Genomic DNA, 19,775 nt, shown 5'->3' with positions numbered 1-19,775 from the left:
GAGCCGGGGCATCCCCGACCCGACCCGACCCCAACAGCCCAGCCCAGCCCGGTCGCCGGTTTCCCCCGGATGGGGGAGGCGGGTCCCTCGGGGCGGGGATCCGGTGGGATGGGGGGTTTGGGTTTGCTTGGGGCATGGCGAAAATGGTGGAAAATCAAAGGCGGGGTGACCATCGGGCGGGGCTGTCGGCTCGGCGTGGTGGTTCGGTGGGGCGCGGCGGTCGCGGGGTCGCGGCGCTCCTGTTGTTTTCCGCGGTGCTCGGGCTCGTGGGTTCCGGCGTGGCGGTGCCGGCGCGTGCGGAGGCGAGCGCCACCGATGCGGCGGCCGAGGCCGACATTCGGGCGCGGATCGAGGGGATACCGGGCATGCGGGTGGTGGGTGAGAAACCTGCCGCGCCGGGCATTCGGTACTTCGAACTGACCTATCGCCAACCCAATGACCACCGGCACCCCGAGCGGGGTTCGTTCGAGCAGCGGCTGAGCCTTCAGCACAGGTCCACCCAGCGGCCGATGGTCCTCTACACCAGCGGATACGACCTCGGCGCGGGGCCGAACTTCCGCTCCGAGCCGGCCACCCTCCTCGACGGCAACCAGATCTACACCGAGCAGCGCTACTTCGGTACATCCAGCCCCGATCCCGCCGACCTGGCGAACCTGAACATCCAACAGGCGGCCGCCGACCACCACCGGCTCATCGAGGCCCTGAAGTCGATCTACCGGGGCTCCTGGATATCCACCGGCGGCAGCAAGGGCGGCATGACGACGGTCTACCACCGGCGTTTCTACCCGAACGACGTCGACGGCAGCGTCGTCTACTCCGCGCCCAACAACACCGACGACCGCGACGACACCGCGTATGACGAGTTCCTGGCTCGCGTGGGCACGCCCGAGTGCCGGGCCGCGCTCCAAGCGGTGCAGCGCGAGGCACTCGTACGACGGGACGAGATGGGGGCCCGCTACGCGCAGTGGGCCAAGGAGAAGGGCCAGACCTTCGAGACGCTGGGCAGCGTCGACAAGGCGTTCGAGCTCGCGGTGCTGCGCCTGCCGACGATGTTCTGGATGTACGCGGGCGAGCAGAAGTGCGCCGATGTGCCCACGCCGGCCGCGTCCTCCGACGAGTTGTACGCGTGGGTCGACGGGATCACCCGCCTCGCGGTCTACACGGACAGCAGCGTCGAGTTCTTCCGTCCCTACTTCTACCAACTCGGCACCCAGCTCGGATACATACAGGTCGCGACCCCGCACCTGGACGGCCTGCTGCGTTATCCCGGCATCCAGGAGGTGCGCAGCTATGTGCCGCGAGACATCGCGCTGCGCTTCGAGCCCGAGGCGATGCGTGACATCGACCGCTGGGTGCGGCTGCGGGGCAGCGAAATACTCTTCGTCTACGGCGAGAACGACCCGGTCCGTGCCGAGCCGTTCCGACTGGGTCCCGGCAGCCGGGACGCGCGGGTCCTCGTGGCGCCGCACGCCGGCCACAGTGTGAGCATCGGCGCCCTCGCGCCCGGGGACGCCGCCCGCGCGAGCGCCGCGCTGCGCCGGTGGGCCGGGGTGTGATCCACCGGCGCCCATCACGGCGGGGACGTGCGCCCCACGGCGTCGGCGCTCACCCGAGTGGACGATGCCGGCCGGGCCGGAGACGATGAGAGGACCGCGTGCGGCGTCCGCGGCGCGGTCCCGAGCCCTTCGGCCGGCGTACTGCCGGCGGTGGGCATTGCGAGAGGGCACACCATGACCATGGCCAAGGACATCATGCACGAGGGTGCGCAGTGGATTCCGATGACGGAGACGCTGGACCGGGCCGCCCGGTTGATGCGTGAACTCGACGTGGGCTCGCTGCCGGTCAGTGACGCGAACGAGCGGCTCTGCGGCATCATCACCGACCGCGACATCGTCACCAAGTGTGTTGCCGTGGGCCGTGATCCGGCCGAGTGCACGGCCGGGGAACTGTGCGAGGGCACCCCGCGCTGGATCGACGCCGAAGCCGACATCGGCGACGTACTGCGCGAGATGCAGGAACACCAGATTCGCCGCCTGCCGGTGATCGAGCGCAAGCGTCTGGTCGGCATGATCAGCGAGTCGGACCTGGCGCGGCATCTTACGGAGGAGCAGATCGCCGCGTTCGCCGAGAACGTCTACGCGGCGCGGTAGAAGCGGTACACGCGGTAACCGGTACACGCGGTAACCCCCACCATCGATCGGCCGCTCCCCGCGGCTCCACCCGGGCGACCGGGGTCGCGGAGGGCGGCCGTCGGTGTGTGCTGGCCGCGGTGTGCGGGGGCGCCGCGCTCAGCCCACCGGAACCCGGAACCGCTCAGCGCACCGGAACCACGGCCACCGGGCAGTGCGCGTGGTGCAGTACGGCGTGGGTGGTGGGGCCCAGGCGCATCGGCAGGGGCCCGTGCTTGCGGTGCGCGGCGACGACCACGAGCGCGCTGCCCGCGGATGCGTCGACCAGGTCGCGGCCGGCCAACCCGTTCATCACCACGGTGTCCACCGGCAGCTCGGGGTCGAAGACCCGGATCGAGTCCACCACCTGACTGATCATCTCGCTGCGTTCGGCGTCGACCATGGACGGCAACATCAGGCCCGGCGCCAGACCGGTCACCGGGAGCGCCCACGAGTGCATGGCGCGCAGGCCGCCCCCGAGCCGACGCGCGTGGCGGGCCCCGAACTCCAGCGCGGGCGCGTCCTCAGGACCGCCGACCCCCACCACGACGCCGGTGGCGTCCTCGGACGCGGTGGTGTGGACGACCACGACCGGGCACGTGGTGTGCGCGCACACCCGCAGCGAGACCGACCCCAGGAGCAGGCCGGCGAATCCGCCGTGGCCGCGACTGCCCATGACGATGGTGTCGCACCGCTCGCTCGCGGCGAGCACCGCCTCGGCGCCATCGCCCGTGCGCACCGACCGCTCCACGTCCAGACCGACGAACCGCTCGCGCACGCTCGCGGTGGCCCTGTCGACCAGCGCGTACGCGTGCTCGCGCACCTCGACCCGAGGAGGATGGTGGGTGAGCCCGGTTTCGGGCACCCCCATGACGATGTACAGCGGCACACGCCGGGCGGCGGCATCGCGCGCGGCCCAGTCCAGCGCGTGGTCGGCCGCAGGCGAACCGTCGTAGCCGGCCAGGACCCCGAGATCGATTTCGCTGTGTGCGGCGGAGGACATGCAGGGCTCCTCGACGTCGACGGGGATCCACCAGGGTCATACCCGTTCCGACGGGCGTCGAGAGCGACCGGGTACGCAAAGCTTGCGATCTCGCGTGGCGCGCGTCCCGATCAGGGGGGTTCGCCGCCCGAGCCCCGGAGCCGTTCCAGGTCCGAGGCGCGCACCTGGATCACGAAGAGCGCGATCAGCGCCGCGACGATCGCGAAGATCGCGGCCACGACGAACGCCGCCGAGATACCCGTGGCGAGCACCTGGTCGCTCCACGGAGCGGGCAGCTCCCCGGTCCGGTCGAACGCGGCCCGCTGCGCCGGCGTCGCCTGGTCCAGGAACTGGGGGATCTGCTCCTTCGCCTCGTTCCGGTTGGCCGCGCCGAAGACCGTGACCAGGATGGACAGGCCCAGCGAACCGCCCACCTGCTGCGTCGCGTTGAGCACGCCCGAGGCCGCTCCCGTCTCGTGCGGCGCGACGTTGGAGACCGCCATGAGGGTCAGCGACACGAACTGCATGCCCATGCCCATGCTGAACACGAGCATCGGGCCCAGGATGCTGCCGGCGTACGTGCTGTCGACGTCGGTCATCGTGAGCCAGCCCAGACCGCCCGCCGCGAGCAGCGCGCCGATCACCATGAACGGCTTGGGGCCGTAACGGGGCAGGAGTTGCGAGGTCAGGCCCGCGCTCACGGCGATGACCGCGCTCACCGGGAGGAACCCGAGTCCGGCCATGAGCGGGCTGAAGCCCAGGATGTTCTGCACGAAGAGGGTCAGGAAGAAGAACATGCCGAACATCGCGGCGGCGAGGCAGAACATCATCGCGAACGAACCCGACCGGTTACGGTCGGTAAACAGCCACAATGGCGTGATCGGCTGCCTGGACCGGCGCTCGACGGCGAAGAAGATCGCGAGCAGGACGAGGGCCGCGGTGAAGGCGCCGATGGTCACCGGGTCGCGCCAGCCGTCCTGCGCGGCCCGGATGAAGCCGTACACGAGCGAGCCGATGCCGAGTGTGGACGTGAGCGCCCCCGCCAGGTCGAATCGGCCGGGATGGCGCTCGGACTCCCTGATGTAGCGCGGGGTCGCGACGGCGATCAGCACACCGATCGGCACGTTGACGAAGAACACCCAGCGCCAGTCGAGCCACTCCACCAGGATCCCGCCCATGAGCAGCCCGATCGCGCCGCCACCCGCGGAGACCGCCGCGAATACCCCGAACGCCCGGTTACGCGCGGGTCCTTCGGCGAAGATCGTGGTGATCAGGGCCAGCGCCGTCGGGGAGGCGATCGCACCGCCGGCACCCTGGATGGCGCGTGCGGCCAGGAGCTGCGGGCCGCTCTGTGCGATTCCACCGAGCAGCGAGGCGAGCACGAACAGCAGCACGCCGAAGATGAACACCCGTCTGCGGCCGAGGATGTCGCCCGCGCGGCCACCGAGCAGGAGCAGGCCGCCGAAGGTGAGCGTGTACGCGTTCACGACCCAGGACAGGCTGGTGGTCGAGAAGTCCAACGACTGTTGGATGTGCGGGAGGGCGATGTTCACGATGGTGATGTCGAGGACCACCATCAACTGGCACGAGGCGATCACGAGGAGGGCGATACCATTGCCGCCGCTCCGTTTCGCCGGGGCGGCGGTGTGCGGGGGCGTCGGCTGTGAGCTCGTCATGATGGGTCCGGCTGCACAGGGTGTGCCGCACCGTGCGCGGTCGCGCACCTGTGAACGGTCACACTCACTCGTTCGACCGTAAGCCCGTGAGCGGGACCCCACCAGCCGGCGGACCCGCGGCTGCCCGGTCGCCGCGGGCCACACCGGTGGGTCTACGGCAGCCCGCGCAAGGCCGCACCGGGCCGTGGCCGGTGCCCGTTGTTCACTGCGCGCGTCGCCGCAGTTCCGCGTTCTGTCGTTCGAGTTCGGCGACGCGATCCCGCAGTGTGCCGAGGGCCGCTTGGATCGCGTCCCGCGGGAACAGTTGTGGGATGTGTTGGCGGCAGTTCCAGTCGTACGCCTCGACGTCGACGAGCACCGCCCGCTCCACCTTGGCGGAGTAGTCGGCGATCGTCAGGTCGGCGATCAGGGCGGGGTCGTCGCCGGCCTCGACGACGCGGGCGCGGCCGAAGATCTTCATGCGGGTCTGGGTGGCGTAGTCCATCAGGAACAGCGACACCCGGTTGTCGTGGTCGAGGTTGCCCCGGCTGATGTACTGCTTGTTGCCGCGGAAGTCGGCGAAGCCCAGGGTGTGTTGGTCCAGGACCCGGAGGAAGCCGGGTGGGCCGCCGCGGTGTTGGATGTACGGCCATCCGGTCCGGCCGACGGTGGCCAGGTAGAAGCTGTCGCGCTCGCCGATGAACAGCGCCTCGTTCGCGCCGATACGGTCTGCGGTGGCCGGGCCGTCGGCCGCCATCCTGCTGTACGCGGCGTGGCTGCCGTGGCGCTCCTGGTGCCGTCGGACGTCCGGGGTGAACGCGACCTGGGCGTATCGGCTGGTCATTGCTCGCCCTCCTGGTAGGTCGGCGGGTTGAAGCGGGAGTAGGTGGGCTCGTTCCAACGGAGCGGGACGGCGTCGGTGATCTGTACGACGTCGGTGGCGGTGAATTCGACGAGGCGCTGGGCACCCGGGAAGCCGGCGATCTCCGCGGCGTCCCAGACGGTACGGGCCGTGCCGGAGAGGTGGAGCGACGAGCCGGTGTCCCAGCCGGGTACCAACAGCCCTGCGGCCGGGTGCAGTTCCAGGTTCCCCAGGGTGAGGAACATGGCGTTGCCGACGTAGTCCGGCCAGCGCAGCACCGTCGGTGAGAGGACCCGGACGAAGCCCGGGTTGCCGCCCCGGTGGGAGGCATCGGTGTTGCCGAGGCGGTCCGCGGTGGCGACGAAGAAGGTGTCCGCGGCGCGCAGCACGTCCTGCTGGGCGGCGGTGAGCGCGGTGCCGACGGTGACCTTCCGGGCCCCGCTCGCGCCGGCTGGGTCGCCCGTGCTCCGGAGGATGCGGAAGTCGCGCTTTTGGATGTACTTGGGGCAGTTGGAGATGACCTGGTCGAGGTCGACGCGCAGGCCGCCGGCGACGGGCACGGACCGCCCGTTGACCCGCATCCGGCGGCGGGACGTCGGTTCGATCGCGATCATGCCGACGGTTGCCGGTCCGCCGAGGAGTTCCGCGAGCGGGTCCTCGGGGAGCGGCAGTGCGTCGATGGTGAGGGTGTGCGGGTCGGGGGTCCGCAGGAAGCCCGGGTCGCCGGTCAGTTGGGACGACCAGATTCGGCCCGCGGCGTCCGCGCCACCGATGATGATCATGGGTTGATCGGCCAGGAATGCCGTGGCGACCGGCGGGACGCTATCGCCGATGCCGCCGAGTGCGAACGACGCCTGGCGGGTCAGTTCGGCCCGGCCTTGGACCGCGAGTTCCCCGGGGTGGTAGTGGGTGGCCACGGCATTCCTTCCGAAAGTGGTCCTGCGGTGGATCGTGTGCGGCGCCGCGCCCGCGCTCGTGCTCGTGCTGGTCGAGAGGTCGACGGGGCAGCGACGCTGCTCATTTTCTAATGTCTAGGATCGACTATAGCCATTAGAAATGGAGAATGGTACCAACCTTCGGAGATTTCTTAGGGATCTTGCTCGTGGGCCTCGGAGGCGGTCGGACCGCGAGTCGCCGAGGCGTATGCCGGCGCCGCGTCAGGCGATCTCGGCCTCCGGCCAGGCTCGGGTGAGGATCTCGGTCACGGTCTCGTCCGGCGTCTGGTCGGAGGTGTCCAGCCACAGGCCCAGCCGGGGGGTCTCGGTGCGCAGGCTTCGGTCGAGGAGGTCGACCGTCCACGCGTCGTAGGCCTGCTTGCCGCGGCCGGCCTCGCGGGCGGCGATGGCGTCGGGGCTGGGCGCGAGGACCACGACCAGGAGCGGCCGGTGCCGGATCAGGCGGACCAGCTCGGCGAGGTGGTCGCCGAGGATCACGTCCTGGGCGACGACCGTGAACCCTTCGTCGAAGTAGGCGTCGCAGGCGGCCGCGGTCAACCGGTGCCGCAGCCGGAGCTGGCGAACCGCTTCCTCGGACGGCTCCGGGGTCATGTCCGCGCGGCCGTTGACGACCATGCGCCGGAATGCGTCGCCGCGCACATGCACCGAGCGGGGGAGTCGCTCGGCGAGCAGCTGGGCGATGGTCGACTTCCCGGCGGCCTGGATCCCGGTGACGAGGATGACGGCCTGGGGGAGTGGCGCGGTCATGAGGTTCCCTTGCTCGTGGCGGCCGACGTCGGCGGCATGGGTGGGGCGGGTCTCGGTGCGCCCGCCCGGCGTGGGGCGGGTGTCGGGGCCGGGTGGGATGGGGCGGGGTGGGGTCAGGCGATGCCGGTGACGTCGCGGCGGGCCTGTTCGGCCTGGTCGAGGAGGCGATGGGCCCAGGTGAGCAGGCGGGTACCCGGTTCGGTGAGATGCATTCCGGTGTGGTCGCGTTCGAACAGGGCCAGGCCGAGTGAGCGTTCCAGACAGCGGACGTGGTCCGCGACGGAGGATTGCGCCATGCCGAGTGCGTGGGCCGCGCCGGTGAGGGTTCCCTCGCGGGCCACGACCGTGAACGTGCCCAGGTGGCGTAGTTCCATCGCTGAAGGCTACCCGGCCGTCGCCGACCGAGTGGCCGGTCGCGGGGCGGGTCGCGGGCGGTAGCGTGCGAGGCGGTCGGCGGGCGGCTCGGGTGTGGTCCGCCGCCTTCGGCGGGGAACGACGGGACGGAGCGCGGGATGTCGGCGACGGATGTGGACGTGGACGGGGAGACCGAGCGGGTGCGCGCGGAAGTGGAGCGCCTGCACGTGATCATCGAGGGACTGCTCACGGGTGCCGGGGACGACCTCGCGGGATTCGCACGCGCGCACGCGCGGGACTTCACGCTGACCGGGCCCGACGGCCGGACCCTGGTGCGGGCCGAGGTGTCGGCGATGATCGAGGGTGCGTGCGGCGCGGTGCCGGGGCTGCGGATCACGATCGAGGACGTGCGGGTGGTGGTGGCCGCGCGGGAGTTCGTGGTCGCGACCTATCGCGAGGTCCAGGTACGCGCCGACGGCGGTGGCGACGTGCGGACCTCGACGGTGGTGTTCGCACGCGACGCCGACGCCGTGCACGGGTTGCGGTGGCGACACCTGCACGAGACGTGGGTCGAGCGGTCCTGAGCGCGGTGCGCTCGGGTCGTCTTCTAGGGTTCGGGGCATGAGCGACGAGGACGAGGTCATCTACAAACTGGTGGGCACCCACGAGTGGGCGTCGGCCGTGGCGCGGGGCGTGTTCGCGGGCGCGGGCGTCGACCTGGAGGACGGGTACGTACACCTGTCCACCCGGCGGCAGGTCGCCGAGACCGCGCGCCGGCACTTCGCCGGACGGGACGCGTTGACGCTGGTCGCGGTGGACACCGCCGCGTTGGGCTCGGCCCTGCGGTGGGAACCCTCGCGCGGCGGCGACCTGTTCCCGCATGTGTACGGCGTGCTGGAGCCGGCCGCCGTGGTGTGGTCCGCGGTGCTTGAGCTGCCGGCTGCTCCCGACGGGGACGCGGTCGCCATGGCGGTACGCCGCACGCTGGCGGCGCGGGACGGGGCCTGAGCCGGCCGCGGATCATTGCCGCGGTGCCCGCAACAGATCGCCGGAGGTCGCGTCGTGGACGAACGCGCGCAGCTCGGTCCCGGTCAGCTCGCGCGGCGCGAAGCCGTCGAAATAGGCCAGCGGTACGTGCGTGCAGAGCAGCGCCGCGGCCACCAGCACCCGGTAGCGCGCCGCCGTCCGTACCCGGCCGGCGGCGTCCTGCCCCAGCCACCACCACACCACCACGGCCGAGTTGGCCAGCAGCAGGAACGCCCACCGGTGCGTGTCCCAACCCGCGAACGCCGCCAGCACCGGCGCCGTCGCCGCGCCGATCGCCAGCAACCGGTGCACGCCGGCGACCGTGCCGCGGGCGAACGCGAGCGCCAGCGCCGCCGCGAGCAGCAGGGTCAGCGGGGTCAGGAACAGGAGCACGTCCAGCGGCGCGTACATCCGCATGCTCTGCGCCTGCGTGCGGTCGAAGATCTCCAGCACATCCGAGCGGGCGGGGAAGTCGGCGCCCCGCAAGCGCAGCGCCAGTCGCCCGGTCGCGCCGTCCGCGGCCGGCGACACGACCAGCACCAGCGCGCCCGCCAGCACCGACGGCGCCACCGCCGCCAGCGCGCGCCGTGCGGGCAGGGCACGTGCCACCACCAGCGTGAACAGCGGCAGCACGGTCAGCACCGCGATCTCGTGCACGCACACCGAGACCGCCATCACCGCGGCCGCCGCGACCCATCGCCCGCGCGCCACCAGCCACCACGCGCCGAACAGGGCCAGGAACAACACCTGTTCGAAGTAGCCGACCTCGTGGAAGAGGTAGCCGCCGGTGGGCAACACGAACCACGCCGCCACCAGCATGCGCCGCGCCGGCACCCGGGTGCGCACCGCCGCCACCGCCAGTACCGCGACCAACGCGGCCAGGACCGCGTACGACCAAATCGCGAACACGCCGTACGCGTAGTGCGACCACTCGGCGAACGGGTGCAACACCGTGCCCACCACGAACCGTCGGTGGAACCCGCCCTGCCACGAGATCGACTGGAGCGTCGCGGTCCACGCGCTCGGCGGCCGGAAGCCGGTGTACGCGGCGAGCGCCACGCACGCCGCCAACACCCCCGTGCGGCGCGCGGTCGGCGACGGCCTCCACCGGTGCGGCCGGGGCACGACCGCAGGTTCGGGAGGGATCGCGGGGCGGGCCGAGGGTCCGGCCGGGGCGGGGCGGGGCGAGGCTTCGATCATAGAGAAACCAACCATTTCGTAGAGACTTTTTGACATCACTGACCTCGCCCTCGGCGATCACGGACATGGAACCGGCGGAAGCAACCCAACCGGCGGAAGCAACCCGAACAGGGGAGGGGCGCCGGGGCGGGTACTCCGAGCCGTCAGCCGCCTTGGCAGACCGGGAGTGGGCCGGCCGAGCCCGGCTGGAGCAGGGGCGTAGGCGCCTGCCCGTCCCAGGCGGGCTCCAGCGGAGCCTCTTCCACCTTGCGCAGCAGGCGCATCACCGGGTCGAAATCGGTGAACGCGTCGTGCAGCGCGACCGACGAGAACGGCAGGTTCGCCCCGACTTCGTCGGCCTCGACCGTGACCTGCACGAGCGTGCTTGCGAACAGGATGCGCACTTGCGCCTGACACCGCTTCGTTTCGAGGTTCTCGCCGCCCATCGAGGCCCCGGACATGTGCAGGACCGGCAGCGCGCAGCCGGCACGTTTCACGTAATCGACCGAGCACACATCCGGCGGCGACTGGCCCGCGAGCACTGCGACCCGCAGAAAGACGGGGAGTGCGGTCGATCCTCGCCAAGCCCGATAGCTGCCCACATCGTCGGGATATGCCTCGACCAGGTCGACCCCCAGCCTCGAGCCCATCGAGTCCGACAACGCGTCGGCCATGGCGCTCTTGAACGCCCGGATCCGGGTACGCTCCGCGGCCGGCCGGTCCGCGAGCGCGTCCCCGCCCCGCGGATCGTGCACCCAGGGGCGGTCCGCGTGCGTCTGGCTCGCGGGCCGGGCGCGGTCCCGGTTCAACACGTCCGGGACCACCGTCGCGGCGCCGAAGGCGATCGCCAGCACCGCCCCGGCCGCGGCCCCGCCCGCCACATCCGCCCGCGCGCCCGCCGCCGCCCGCCCGCCGCCGCCCGAGCGGCCAACGCGCCCACCGGCGGTTCGTCGAGCAGCGCCAACTCCTCGCTCAGGCGCGGCCGGAAGTCCTCGTACGGATCCATCCCGAACCCCCCTTCACCCGTCGCGCGGGCATCCCACTCCATGACCTCACCCCACCGGTCGTCCCGTTCGCCCGCCGAGCGGTTCGCGCTCACCACGCCAGACTCAGATCGCGCTCGGGCAGCAGCACCCGCAACCGCTCCAGCGCGCGTACGCTGCGCGCCCGCACCGCCGCCGGGGACATCCCCAGCAGATCGGCGACCGTGTCCGCGCTGTGGTCCTCCCAATAGCGCAGGACCAACACCGCCCGGTCGCGCGGCGGGAGCCGCATCAACGCGGCCAGCAGCGTCACCCGCAACTCCGCGCTCTCGTCGCCCACCGCGGGCACCCGCTCCAACGCCTGCGCGTCCACTCCCGGCACCTCGCCGAAGCTCTTGAGCCGGCGCCGATCCAGGTAGGCGTTGAGCACCACGCGCTTGGCGTACGCGTCCGGATTCCCGGTCCGCTCGACCCGACGCCAGGCCACGTACAGCTTCTCCAACGCGGTCTGCGTCAGGTCCTCGGCCAGATGCCAGTCGCCGCAGATCAGGAACGCGGTGCGGCGCAGCCGAGGCGCCGCCGCCTCGGCGTATTCGGTGAAGCCGTCCCGGCCGCCCAACGCCCCGCCTCCTCGTACGTGTCCGCGCGTTCGCCGCGCGTCCCACCCCCACTTGACGGGTTGGCGCGGCGATCGTGTGACGTCACCCGCCCGGGAACGGGTGTGGCGCCGCTCACACCGACGGCGGTTCGGGCTTTCGCACGGGGCCGGGATCAGGGAGTGGTGGCGGGAAAGCCCACCGGTGGCGTCCGGGCGGGGACGGCTTCGAGGGTGATGTCGAAGTGGTCGCGGTACGCCGCGAGCAGGGCCTTGTCGTCGGTGAGTTGCTCCTCGTGCCGGTCGGCGCCGTTCGTGCGGATGAGGGTGCGGTCGCTGATGGTGACCCGCCCGGTGGGGGTGGGCCTGGAGCACACCGGGGCTCGGGTGAAGTGCGACGCGGGCGAGGTCTGGTGCCACCAGCAGCCGGCGGCGAAGTCGCGCAGCTCGCGCGCTCGGGTTTCCAGACGGTACTGCGGGCGGCCGTCCCGGAGGACGTCGAGATCGCCGTCCGCGCGCTCGACGATCCGGAACACGCCGCCGGGGTCCGCCTGATCGGTGCGCAGGTCCAGGCGCAGCGGGTAATGGGTGAAGCGGCCGAAGCCGACGTCGACCAGCCACGGGTGCTCCAGGTCCACCCGCGGCGCGAGGTGGTCGTAGGGGATGCCCACCGTGCCCTCGTCGTCGTACACGCGCGCGGCCAGCACGGTCACCCGGTAGCCCAGGGCGCGCAGCAGCGCGGCGAACGCGCCGTTGAGCTCGTAGCAGAATCCGCCGCGGCGCCGGTCGAGGAACTTGGCGAGCAGGGCCTCCTCGGTCAGCGTGATGGCGCGGCCGAGGTGGATGTCGAGGTTCTCGAAGGGGATCGCGAGCAGATGGCGCCACTGCAGGTCGGCCAGGGCCGCGGCGTCCGGTCGGGCGGGCCGGTCGGCGCCCAGGAGCGCCAGGTAGGTGTTCGCGCGGTTGTGGTCCACCGTCGTGCCTCCGAGTGTGCGGGGCGCCCCTGCGGGCGCGCCGACCCATCATGCACAAAGCAACCCGGAGGAGTCGGGGCATGGTCACGGGCATTCGGGTCGGGGTGCGCGAGGGCGTCCGGGCGGACGCCGAACTCGCCGTGTCGTGCCGCGTCTTGGCGCGGCGAACCGGCCGTGCGGTGCCGTGTCTGGCCGCGCCGAACCGGCTGCGTCGTGCCGTGTCTTGCTGCGCCGAACCGGCCGTGTCTTGCCGCGCCGAACCCGTCCTGCCGCGCCGCGCCCGGCGAAAACCGCACGACAGGCCCCCTCGCCCCCCGACATCATGCGGGTACCGACTCCGCCCGGCGGGGTTCGACGACTCTCCGAAGACACTCCCATGGCGCCGTGCGCCGGTACGAAAGGTCACAGGTGCAGGCCGCCCACACCATCACCCCCGCCGCGCTGCCCGACGTCCTGTTGCACACGGCGCTGGTCCGCCCGGTCTTCGTGTGGGGCGCCCCGGGGATCGGCAAGTCGTCGCTGGTCCGCGACTTCGCCCACTCGCTCGGCCTGGAGTGCGTGTCCCTGCTCGGCACCCAACTCGCCCCCGAGGACCTGATCGGCGTACCGCAGATCGTGAACGGGCGCAGCCGGTTCTGCCCGCCGGAGCAGATCGCCCGCGACGAGCCGTACTGCCTGTTCCTCGACGAACTCAACGCCGCCTCACCCGACGTGCAGAAGGCGTTCTACTCGCTGATCCTGGACCGCCGGATCGGTTCGTACACGCTGCCGCCCGGCTCGGTGGTGATCGGCGCCGGCAACCGCGCGAGCGACAACGCGCTCGCCCGCCCGATGTCCTCGGCGCTGATCAACCGCCTCGTGCACGTACACCTGCGCGCCTCCCCCGACGACTGGCTCACCTGGGCCGCCGCCAACGGGATCCACCCCTGGATCCTGGACCACCTGCGCGCGCGCCCCGACCACCTGTGGAGCCCGCCGCCCAAGACCGAGGAGGCGTTCTCCACGCCGCGCGCGTGGCACATGCTCTCCGACGGCCTGTACTCCTTCGGCCCCGACGTGAGCGACGACCACGTGCGCCTGCTCGCGAACGGCACGCTGACCCCCACCCACGCCGCCGCGTTCCTGGCCTACCTCAAGACCGTGCGCAACGCCTACGGCCTGGACGCCATCGTCAAGGGCGAGGCCCGCTGGCCCGCCGCTCCCGCCGACCGCGACCTGCTGTACTTCCTGGTCGAGAGCTTCCGCGCCCGCCTGGCCAAGGACCTGCCCGCCGACCGCACGCATGTCACGCCCGCGCTGCGCGACTTCGCGTTCCGGGCCAAGGCGCTGCTGGTCGAACTCGCCGAGATCTCCCTGGAGATGGCCCAACTCGTGATCGCCACCGACGACGAGGGCGCCGCCCCGCTGCCGGCGTGGTTCCTCGTCGAGACCGCCCGCGACCTGCCGCGCCTGGTCGGCGCGCGTCGCTGATCCGGAGGCTCGGACATGTCCGCCCGCCGCGCCAGGAAGCCCGCCGAAGTACACGCCGAGCGGGTGCTGAAGGCTCGCAACGCCGGCTGGGGGCTGGCCGGCGTACATCCCGTCCACCACATCGGCCGACTGGTTCAGCACACATACCTCTCCCTGGAGCCCGGCGCGCTGGGCCACATCTCCGAACGCGGCACGCTGACCGTCGACCCGCACCGCGACGTCGATCCCGTCACCTGGTCCCGCGCCTACATCCACCTGCTGCTGCACCTGGCCCTGGGCCACCTGGACCCGCACACCCTCGCCGAGGCCGGCCTGGGTGCTCCCGACGCCGTCGTCGACGACGCCTACAACACCGCGTGCTGCGTCGCCGTACACCGCTTCGCCGACGGCATGGGCATCGGCACGCCCCTGATCGAACTGCCCGACCTGCCGACCGAGGACGAACGCACGCTCACCGCCCGCTGGCGCCGCGAAGGCGTCCCCGAGGCGCTGCGCCGAATCGGCAGCAACGGCACCTCCCCGTGCCTGCGCCGCCAACCGCCGCCGAACCGTACCGACCCCGCCGCGCGCGACTGGCCCGCCGTGATGGCCCGGGAACTGACCGACACGGTCCGCTACGTGCTCGCGGAGGCCGCCGAGGCCCGCGGCGAGAGCACGGGCACCACCCGGCCCGACGGGCCCTGGGACCGCGCGCTGTCGTGGTTCGTGTCCTCCTACCCGCTCCTGGGCGCCCTCGCCGCCGGCCTCACCATCGTCGCCGACCTCGAACTCGCCCGCTCCTGGGACATCTCCATCGCCGCGGTCAGCGCCGAGCACGGCGAGATCTACGTCAATCCGCATGCCCAACTCAGCGCCGAGGAATGGCGCTTCGTGCTGGCCCACGAGATGCTGCACGCCGCACTGCGGCACGACCGCCGGCGCGAACACCGGGACGCGCAACTGTTCAACGTCGCGTGCGACTACGTGATCAACGGCTGGCTCGTGGAGATGGGTGTCGGCGTGATGCCGGACGGGCTGCTGTACGACCCGCGCCTGACCGGGCTGTCCGCCGAGTCGGTGTACGACACCCTCACCACCGACCTGCGCCGGGCCCGCAAACTGCGTCCCCTCGGCACCCGCGAACACGGCGACATCCTGGGCGAGTGGCTCTCCGAACCCGCGGCCGCCGCGCGCCGGGCCAGCCGCCGGGACCGGCCCGCGATCCCGATGCCGTGGTCGCGCGGGGCCGGCTCCGGTGGCTCGGCCGTCGACCTCGACGCGTTCTACCGCCGCGCGCTCACCGCCGGGCTGGCCTACCACGACCCCGGTCGCGGCCTGCTCCCCGCCGGGCTCGTGCAGGAGATCCGCACCCTGGAACAACCCGCCCCCGAATGGGACGTACGGCTGGCCCGCTGGTTCGACGAACACGTGCGCCGGCCCGAGACCACCCGCACCTACGCCCGCGCCGGCCGCCGTCAGGCCGCCACCCCCGACATCCCCCGGCCCGGGCGGGTCCGGCCGGAGGACATCGACCGGTTGTGCACGTTCGGCGTCGTCCTGGACACCTCCGGATCGATGGACCCGGTCCTGCTGGGCAAGGCCCTGGGCGCGATCGCCTCCTACGCGAGCGCCCGCGACGTCCCCGCCGCCCGCGTCGTGTACTGCGACGCCGCCGCCTACGACGCCGGATACCTGCCGGTCGAGGAGATCGCGGAGAAGGCCCGTGTGCGCGGTCGCGGCGGCACCGTCCTGCAACCGGGCATCCGGCTGCTGGAGGGCGCCGTCGACTTTCCCGCCGACGGGCCAATCCTGGTGATCACCGACGGACATTGCGATGTCCTCAGGGTGCGCCGCGAACACGCCTTCCTGGTCCCGGCCCGCGCCCGCCTGCCGTTCACCGCCCGCGGCCCGGTATTTCGGGTGCGCTGAGGCATCGCGGCCGGGAAGATCTACCGGGACCGCGATGGGACCGGGATCGCGACCGCGACCGGGACGGCTCTCGCGACCGGGGCCGCTCTCGCGATCACGCCCCCGACCGGGACCGGGACGGCTCTCGCGATCACGCCCACACACCGCCTCCGGCGGGACCGCCACCACCACTCGTGCGGAAGGACCCCCATGCCCGACACCCTTGAGACCCACCACGACATCGCGCTGTGGATGTGCGCGGACGACGGTCCTCGGGTCCGCGAGGTGCGCGACGCCCTGGACCTGATCGGCGACGCCGGGTTCAACGGGGCGGAGTGGGTGGTCGTCCCGGTGTCGCGCCTGGACGAGGACTTCTTCCGACTGCGCACGGGCGTCGCCGGCGAGATCATGCAGAAGTTCGCCAACTACCGACTCCGTCTCGCCGTCGTGGGTGACATCACCGCGTACACCGCCGCGAGCGGGCCGCTGACCGATCTGGTGCGCGAGTGCAACCGCGGCCGGCACGTGTGGTTCGTGCCCGACCTCGACACGCTCACCACGCGGCTGGCCGACGGCGCCACTGCGTGAGCGCGGACCCCGGTGCGTGGACCCGGGAGGTGCGGTACCTGGTCGTACTCACCGGTGCGGGTGTCTCCACCGGGTCAGGTATCCCCGACTTCCGCGGGCCGCGGGGGCTGTGGACTCGGGACCCGGCCGCCGCGGGCGACAGCAGCCGCAAGCGGTACGCGGCCGACCCGGCCGTGCGCGCCCGCATGTGGCAGGCGCTGACCGCGCCCGTGCTCACCGACGCCCGCCCGGGTCCGGCACACCTGGCACTGGCCCGGGTGCGGGCGACCATCGCGACCCAGAACGTCGACGGCCTCCACCAGGCGGCCGGCACGCCGGCGGCGCGCGTGCACGAGTTGCACGGCACCCTCGGTCGCGCCCGCTGCACCCGCTGCCGGGGAACCGCGCCGATGGACCGGGCACTGCGCGCGATCCGGGCGGGCGCCGCCGAACCCGGGTGTCCCGCGTGCGGGAAGGCGACGCTGCGGCCGGACGTGGTCCTGTTCGGTGAGCATCCCGACCGTGACGTGTACGGGCGTGCGGCGAACGCGGCGCGTGGCGCGGACCTGTTCCTGGCCGTCGGGACATCCCTGCGAGTGGAGCCGGCGGCCGCGCTGTGTCGGATCGCCGTCGAGTGCGGTGCGGTCCTGGTGATCGTCAACGACGCGCCCACGCCGTACGACCGGTACGCGGGCGCTCTCGTGCGGGAGCCGATCGAGGTCGCGGTGCCGCGCATTGTGGAGGGGCTCCTTGCGGGGGGTACGCCTGGCGCGGGTGACGGGGTGACGGGGTGACGGGGTGACGGGGTGACCGGGCGGCCGGGCGGCCGGGCGGCCGGCTCGGGCGCGTGGGGCTGGGGGTGGGGAGTGGGGGTGCCATTCGGGTGTCGGTGCCGATCATTACCTCGGCGCGTGCGCCCCGTGCGCTTACGCGTCGGGGGAAACGCTAGGTTTGCGGCATGCTCGTGGCGTTGATCGATTCCGGGATGGGCCTGCTTCCGACGGCGGGATGGCTGCGCCGACTGCGGCCGGACGTCGACCTGATGCTGTGCATGGACCCCGACGGCATGCCATGGGGCGACCGCGGCGAGGACGGGATCACCCAGCGCGTGCTCGCCGCCGCGCACCTGGCCGCCGAACGTGGTGTCCAGGGCATCGTGGTCCCGTGCAACACCGCCACCGTCACCGCCCTGGACACGCTGCGCGCGCGCTTCGAACCGGCCGTGCCGGTCGTGGGTACGGTGCCCGCCGTCAAACCGGCCGCCGCCTCCGGTGCCCCGTTCGCGGTGTGGGCCACCGCGGCGACCACCGCCAGCGCCTATCAGGCCCGCCTGATCACCGCGTTCGCCGCGGGCCACACGGTGGAACGCGTCGCGTGTCCGGGGCTGGCCGAAGCCGTCGACCGCGCCGATGCGGTGGCCACCGCGGCGGCGATCGCCGACGCGGCGAGCCGTACCCCCGCGCACTGCGCCGGCGTGGTCCTGGGTTGCACGCACTATCCGCTGGTGAGTGAGCGGATCGCCGCCGCGCTGCCGGCCGGCGTCGCCCTGTACGACAGCGCCGAGGCGGTCGCCCGGCAGACCCTGCGCCGGCTGGACCTGGCCGAGCGCCCCGACGCGGCTCCCGGCACGATCGAGGTGCTCCTGAGCGGCCGGCCGGGGGCTGCCCGCCAACGCGCTCGCCTACCCGCTGGGCCGCGCGCTCGCCGCCGGCACCCACATCCCGCTCGACCTGCTGCCCCTGGCCGCCGCCCCCGCGCTCGACTCACACCCGGCCTGAGCCGCGGCGCAGCGCCGGGATCAGCACCGCCGCCACGGCGACGTGCATCAGGGCCAAGGCCGCCTTGGCGCCGGCGGCGGCATCGGCGCTCAGGAGCGGCACCAGCGACACCGCGAGGACTGTCGCGGCCAGCACGGTCCACGCTGTGCGCGCCCGCGTGGTGCGGTGCTCCAGGAGGGCGAGCACGGCCCAGCCGAATGCGGCGGCGCCGGCGGCGAAGGCGAGGACCAGCGGCAGGCCGATCGTCATCGGCGCCCGCCCGTCGCCCTGTTGGACGACCAGGTCGATGTCCAGCGCGCGGGCGGCGATCCACACCACGCCACTGGCGGCGGCCGCGCCGCCGACCGCGAGGGCGCGGCGCCGGGTGGTGGTGGGGGTCGCGGCCGCGGTGGCGGTGGTGACTGTGCTGTCGACGATGTCCGTGGTCATGGTGAGGCCCTTCGCGATGGAGTGCCCGCAGGCCGGGAGGTCGGCGGGTATGGGTTCACCGTATGAGCCGGTGCGTGGACGACCAATGTGTTCGAGTCTCGTTTTTATGCTCCATCGTCTTGCCTGGATGGCGCTGTCTGGACTGTGCCGCCTGGGCGATCGCGCATAGACTGCGGCGCGTGGATGTGTTGAGCGATGTCATCGCGATCATGCGGTCCGGGACGCCGCGATGCGTGCGGGTGCGGTGGCACGGGGCATGGGGGCAGCGGTTCCCGGAGGTCGCGGGGGCGGCCGGGTTCCAGGTGATCGTGCAGGGGACGTGCTGGCTGATCCCGCCGGACGGCGCCGAGCCGATCGCGCTCGGGGTCGGCGACGTGCTGCTGTTCCCGCACGGGCACGGCTACGCCCTGGCCGACGACCCGCGCACCCCGCTCCTGGAGCCGCGCTGCGATCCGCTGGAGGACGCCGAGTTGTTCGCGTCCGCGTCGGTGGGCGAGGCCGCGCACGAGCCCACCACGATCACGCTGTGCGGGGGATACCGGCTCGACGCCGGCCGGGCGCATCCGCTGCTCGGCGATCTGCCGGACTTGATCCACCTGCCGGCGCGGGTCGACCGGTACCGCGAACTGCGGGCCGCGGTCGAGCTGTTGGCCGCCGAGGTGGACGGCGCGCGACCGGGTGCGGACACGGTGGCGCCGGCCCTGGTGGACGTCTTGCTCGTGTACATCCTGCGCGCGTGGTTCGCCGAGCGGCCCGCGCGGGAGGCCGGCGGCGGATGGGCCGCGGCCCTGGCGGACCGGCCGGTGGCCGCCGCGCTGAACGCCATCCACCACGATCCGGCGCGGGCGTGGACCGTCGAGTCGTTGGGGGCGGTGGCGGGGCTGTCCCGGGCCGCGTTCGCTAAGCGGTTCGGCGCGCTGGTCGGCCGCCCACCGCTGGCCTACCTGACGTGGTGGCGGCTGACCCGCGCGGCCCGGCTGCTGCGGAGTTCGGACGCCTCGCTGGGGGAGGTGGCCGCGCGGATCGGCTACGCGTCGGAGTTCGCGTTCGCCAACGCGTTCAAGCGCGAGTACGGCACGGCGCCGGGCCGCTACCGGCGGGGCGCTCGCGACGAGGCCGAGGCCCCGCGTGTGCCGTGGCCGCGCGAGGTGGGACGCGCCTGA

At 72.6% G+C, this 19,775-nt stretch carries 20 protein-coding genes and 1 pseudogene; 10 read left to right on the top strand and 11 right to left on the bottom strand.

The features are described 5' to 3' along the window. Nucleotides 1-206 precede the first annotated feature (206 nt). Both OG928_RS01985 and OG928_RS01980 read left to right on the top strand, forming a co-directional pair. A complete protein-coding gene (locus OG928_RS01985; protein ID WP_406278207.1) occupies nucleotides 207-1,556 on the top strand; it encodes a S28 family serine protease in 1,350 nt (449 codons plus the stop codon). A 174-nt stretch (nucleotides 1,557-1,730) separates the two neighbouring features. Beyond that, nucleotides 1,731-2,150 carry a CBS domain-containing protein gene (locus OG928_RS01980; RefSeq protein ID WP_406278204.1) on the top strand — a complete coding sequence of 140 codons (420 nt, stop codon included), beginning with the start codon at nucleotides 1,731-1,733 and terminating at the stop codon, nucleotides 2,148-2,150. Nucleotides 2,151-2,313: 163 nt separating this feature from the next. On the opposite strand, the gene OG928_RS01975 is transcribed toward OG928_RS01980, so the two are convergent. From OG928_RS01975 to OG928_RS01950, 6 genes are all read right to left on the bottom strand, one after another. Then, nucleotides 2,314-3,171 (bottom strand): universal stress protein, encoded by an 858-nt coding sequence (locus tag OG928_RS01975; RefSeq protein WP_406278201.1) that lies wholly within the window; start codon nucleotides 3,169-3,171, stop codon nucleotides 2,314-2,316. A gap of 110 nt (nucleotides 3,172-3,281) precedes the next feature. After that, nucleotides 3,282-4,826: an MFS transporter gene (locus OG928_RS01970; RefSeq protein WP_406278198.1), complete on the bottom strand. Its 1,545-nt coding sequence runs from the start codon at nucleotides 4,824-4,826 to the stop codon at nucleotides 3,282-3,284. 202 nt (nucleotides 4,827-5,028) lie between these two features. Beyond that, nucleotides 5,029-5,649 carry a pyridoxamine 5'-phosphate oxidase family protein gene (locus OG928_RS01965; protein ID WP_406278195.1) on the bottom strand — a complete coding sequence of 207 codons (621 nt, stop codon included), beginning with the start codon at nucleotides 5,647-5,649 and terminating at the stop codon, nucleotides 5,029-5,031. After that, a complete protein-coding gene (locus tag OG928_RS01960) occupies nucleotides 5,646-6,584 on the bottom strand; it encodes a pyridoxamine 5'-phosphate oxidase family protein (protein ID WP_406278192.1) in 939 nt (312 codons plus the stop codon). The genes OG928_RS01965 and OG928_RS01960 overlap by 4 nt, the downstream gene beginning before the upstream one ends. 240 nt (nucleotides 6,585-6,824) lie before the next feature. Continuing rightward, the gene (locus OG928_RS01955; RefSeq protein WP_406278189.1) at nucleotides 6,825-7,370 is read right to left on the bottom strand and encodes an AAA family ATPase; all 546 of its coding nucleotides are present in this window, start codon (nucleotides 7,368-7,370) and stop codon (nucleotides 6,825-6,827) included. A gap of 113 nt (nucleotides 7,371-7,483) precedes the next feature. After that, on the bottom strand, nucleotides 7,484-7,744 hold the full coding sequence (locus tag OG928_RS01950) for a LysR family transcriptional regulator (protein WP_406278186.1): 261 nt from the start codon (nucleotides 7,742-7,744) through the stop codon (nucleotides 7,484-7,486). Nucleotides 7,745-7,882: 138 nt separating this feature from the next. Between OG928_RS01950 and OG928_RS01945 the strand changes: the two genes are divergently transcribed. Further along, complete coding sequence (locus OG928_RS01945) at nucleotides 7,883-8,308, top strand: DUF4440 domain-containing protein (RefSeq protein ID WP_406278183.1); 426 nt, start codon at nucleotides 7,883-7,885, stop codon at nucleotides 8,306-8,308. Nucleotides 8,309-8,345: 37 nt separating this feature from the next. Then, nucleotides 8,346-8,732, top strand: a complete 387-nt coding sequence (locus tag OG928_RS01940; RefSeq protein ID WP_406278180.1) for a DUF952 domain-containing protein — start codon at nucleotides 8,346-8,348, stop codon at nucleotides 8,730-8,732. Between the two features lie 12 nt (nucleotides 8,733-8,744). Here the strand turns inward: OG928_RS01940 and OG928_RS01935 are convergent, their stop codons facing one another. The 4 genes from OG928_RS01935 to OG928_RS01920 form a co-directional block, all read right to left on the bottom strand. Then, nucleotides 8,745-9,875, bottom strand: a complete 1,131-nt coding sequence (locus tag OG928_RS01935; protein ID WP_406278177.1) for a hypothetical protein — start codon at nucleotides 9,873-9,875, stop codon at nucleotides 8,745-8,747. Between the two features lie 218 nt (nucleotides 9,876-10,093). Further along, nucleotides 10,094-10,810: a hypothetical protein gene (locus OG928_RS01930; protein ID WP_406278174.1), complete on the bottom strand. Its 717-nt coding sequence runs from the start codon at nucleotides 10,808-10,810 to the stop codon at nucleotides 10,094-10,096. 214 nt (nucleotides 10,811-11,024) lie between these two features. After that, nucleotides 11,025-11,531: a SigE family RNA polymerase sigma factor gene (locus OG928_RS01925; RefSeq protein WP_406278171.1), complete on the bottom strand. Its 507-nt coding sequence runs from the start codon at nucleotides 11,529-11,531 to the stop codon at nucleotides 11,025-11,027. A gap of 152 nt (nucleotides 11,532-11,683) precedes the next feature. Next, entirely contained in the window at nucleotides 11,684-12,481 is a 798-nt protein-coding gene (locus tag OG928_RS01920) for an arylamine N-acetyltransferase (RefSeq protein WP_406278168.1), read from the bottom strand. Nucleotides 12,482-12,889: 408 nt separating this feature from the next. Between OG928_RS01920 and OG928_RS01915 the strand changes: the two genes are divergently transcribed. The 5 genes and pseudogenes from OG928_RS01915 to OG928_RS01895 all read left to right on the top strand — a co-directional run bounded on the left by OG928_RS01915 (nucleotide 12,890) and on the right by OG928_RS01895 (nucleotide 18,183). Beyond that, on the top strand, nucleotides 12,890-13,951 hold the full coding sequence (locus OG928_RS01915) for an ATP-binding protein (RefSeq protein ID WP_406290718.1): 1,062 nt from the start codon (nucleotides 12,890-12,892) through the stop codon (nucleotides 13,949-13,951). Between the two features lie 15 nt (nucleotides 13,952-13,966). After that, a complete protein-coding gene (locus tag OG928_RS01910) occupies nucleotides 13,967-15,859 on the top strand; it encodes a DUF2201 family putative metallopeptidase (protein ID WP_406278165.1) in 1,893 nt (630 codons plus the stop codon). A gap of 189 nt (nucleotides 15,860-16,048) precedes the next feature. Further along, on the top strand, nucleotides 16,049-16,426 hold the full coding sequence (locus OG928_RS01905) for a DUF4180 domain-containing protein (protein ID WP_406278162.1): 378 nt from the start codon (nucleotides 16,049-16,051) through the stop codon (nucleotides 16,424-16,426). Further along, on the top strand, nucleotides 16,423-17,199 hold the full coding sequence (locus OG928_RS01900; protein WP_406278159.1) for an SIR2 family NAD-dependent protein deacylase: 777 nt from the start codon (nucleotides 16,423-16,425) through the stop codon (nucleotides 17,197-17,199). The genes OG928_RS01905 and OG928_RS01900 overlap by 4 nt, the downstream gene beginning before the upstream one ends. A 164-nt stretch (nucleotides 17,200-17,363) precedes the next feature. Continuing rightward, a pseudogene (locus OG928_RS01895) lies at nucleotides 17,364-18,183 on the top strand (glutamate racemase). Here OG928_RS01895 and OG928_RS01890 read toward each other — a convergent pair. Beyond that, on the bottom strand, nucleotides 18,169-18,612 hold the full coding sequence (locus OG928_RS01890; RefSeq protein WP_406278156.1) for a DUF6069 family protein: 444 nt from the start codon (nucleotides 18,610-18,612) through the stop codon (nucleotides 18,169-18,171). The pseudogene OG928_RS01895 and the gene OG928_RS01890 sit on opposite strands and share 15 nt — an antisense overlap. A 179-nt stretch (nucleotides 18,613-18,791) precedes the next feature. Between OG928_RS01890 and OG928_RS01885 the strand changes: the two genes are divergently transcribed. Further along, entirely contained in the window at nucleotides 18,792-19,775 is a 984-nt protein-coding gene (locus OG928_RS01885) for an AraC family transcriptional regulator (protein WP_406278153.1), read from the top strand.

The organism is Embleya sp. NBC_00896 (assembly GCF_045207785.1).
Lineage (GTDB): Bacteria > Actinomycetota > Actinomycetes > Streptomycetales > Streptomycetaceae > Embleya.
This window is presented reverse-complemented; position numbering and strand designations above follow the sequence as displayed.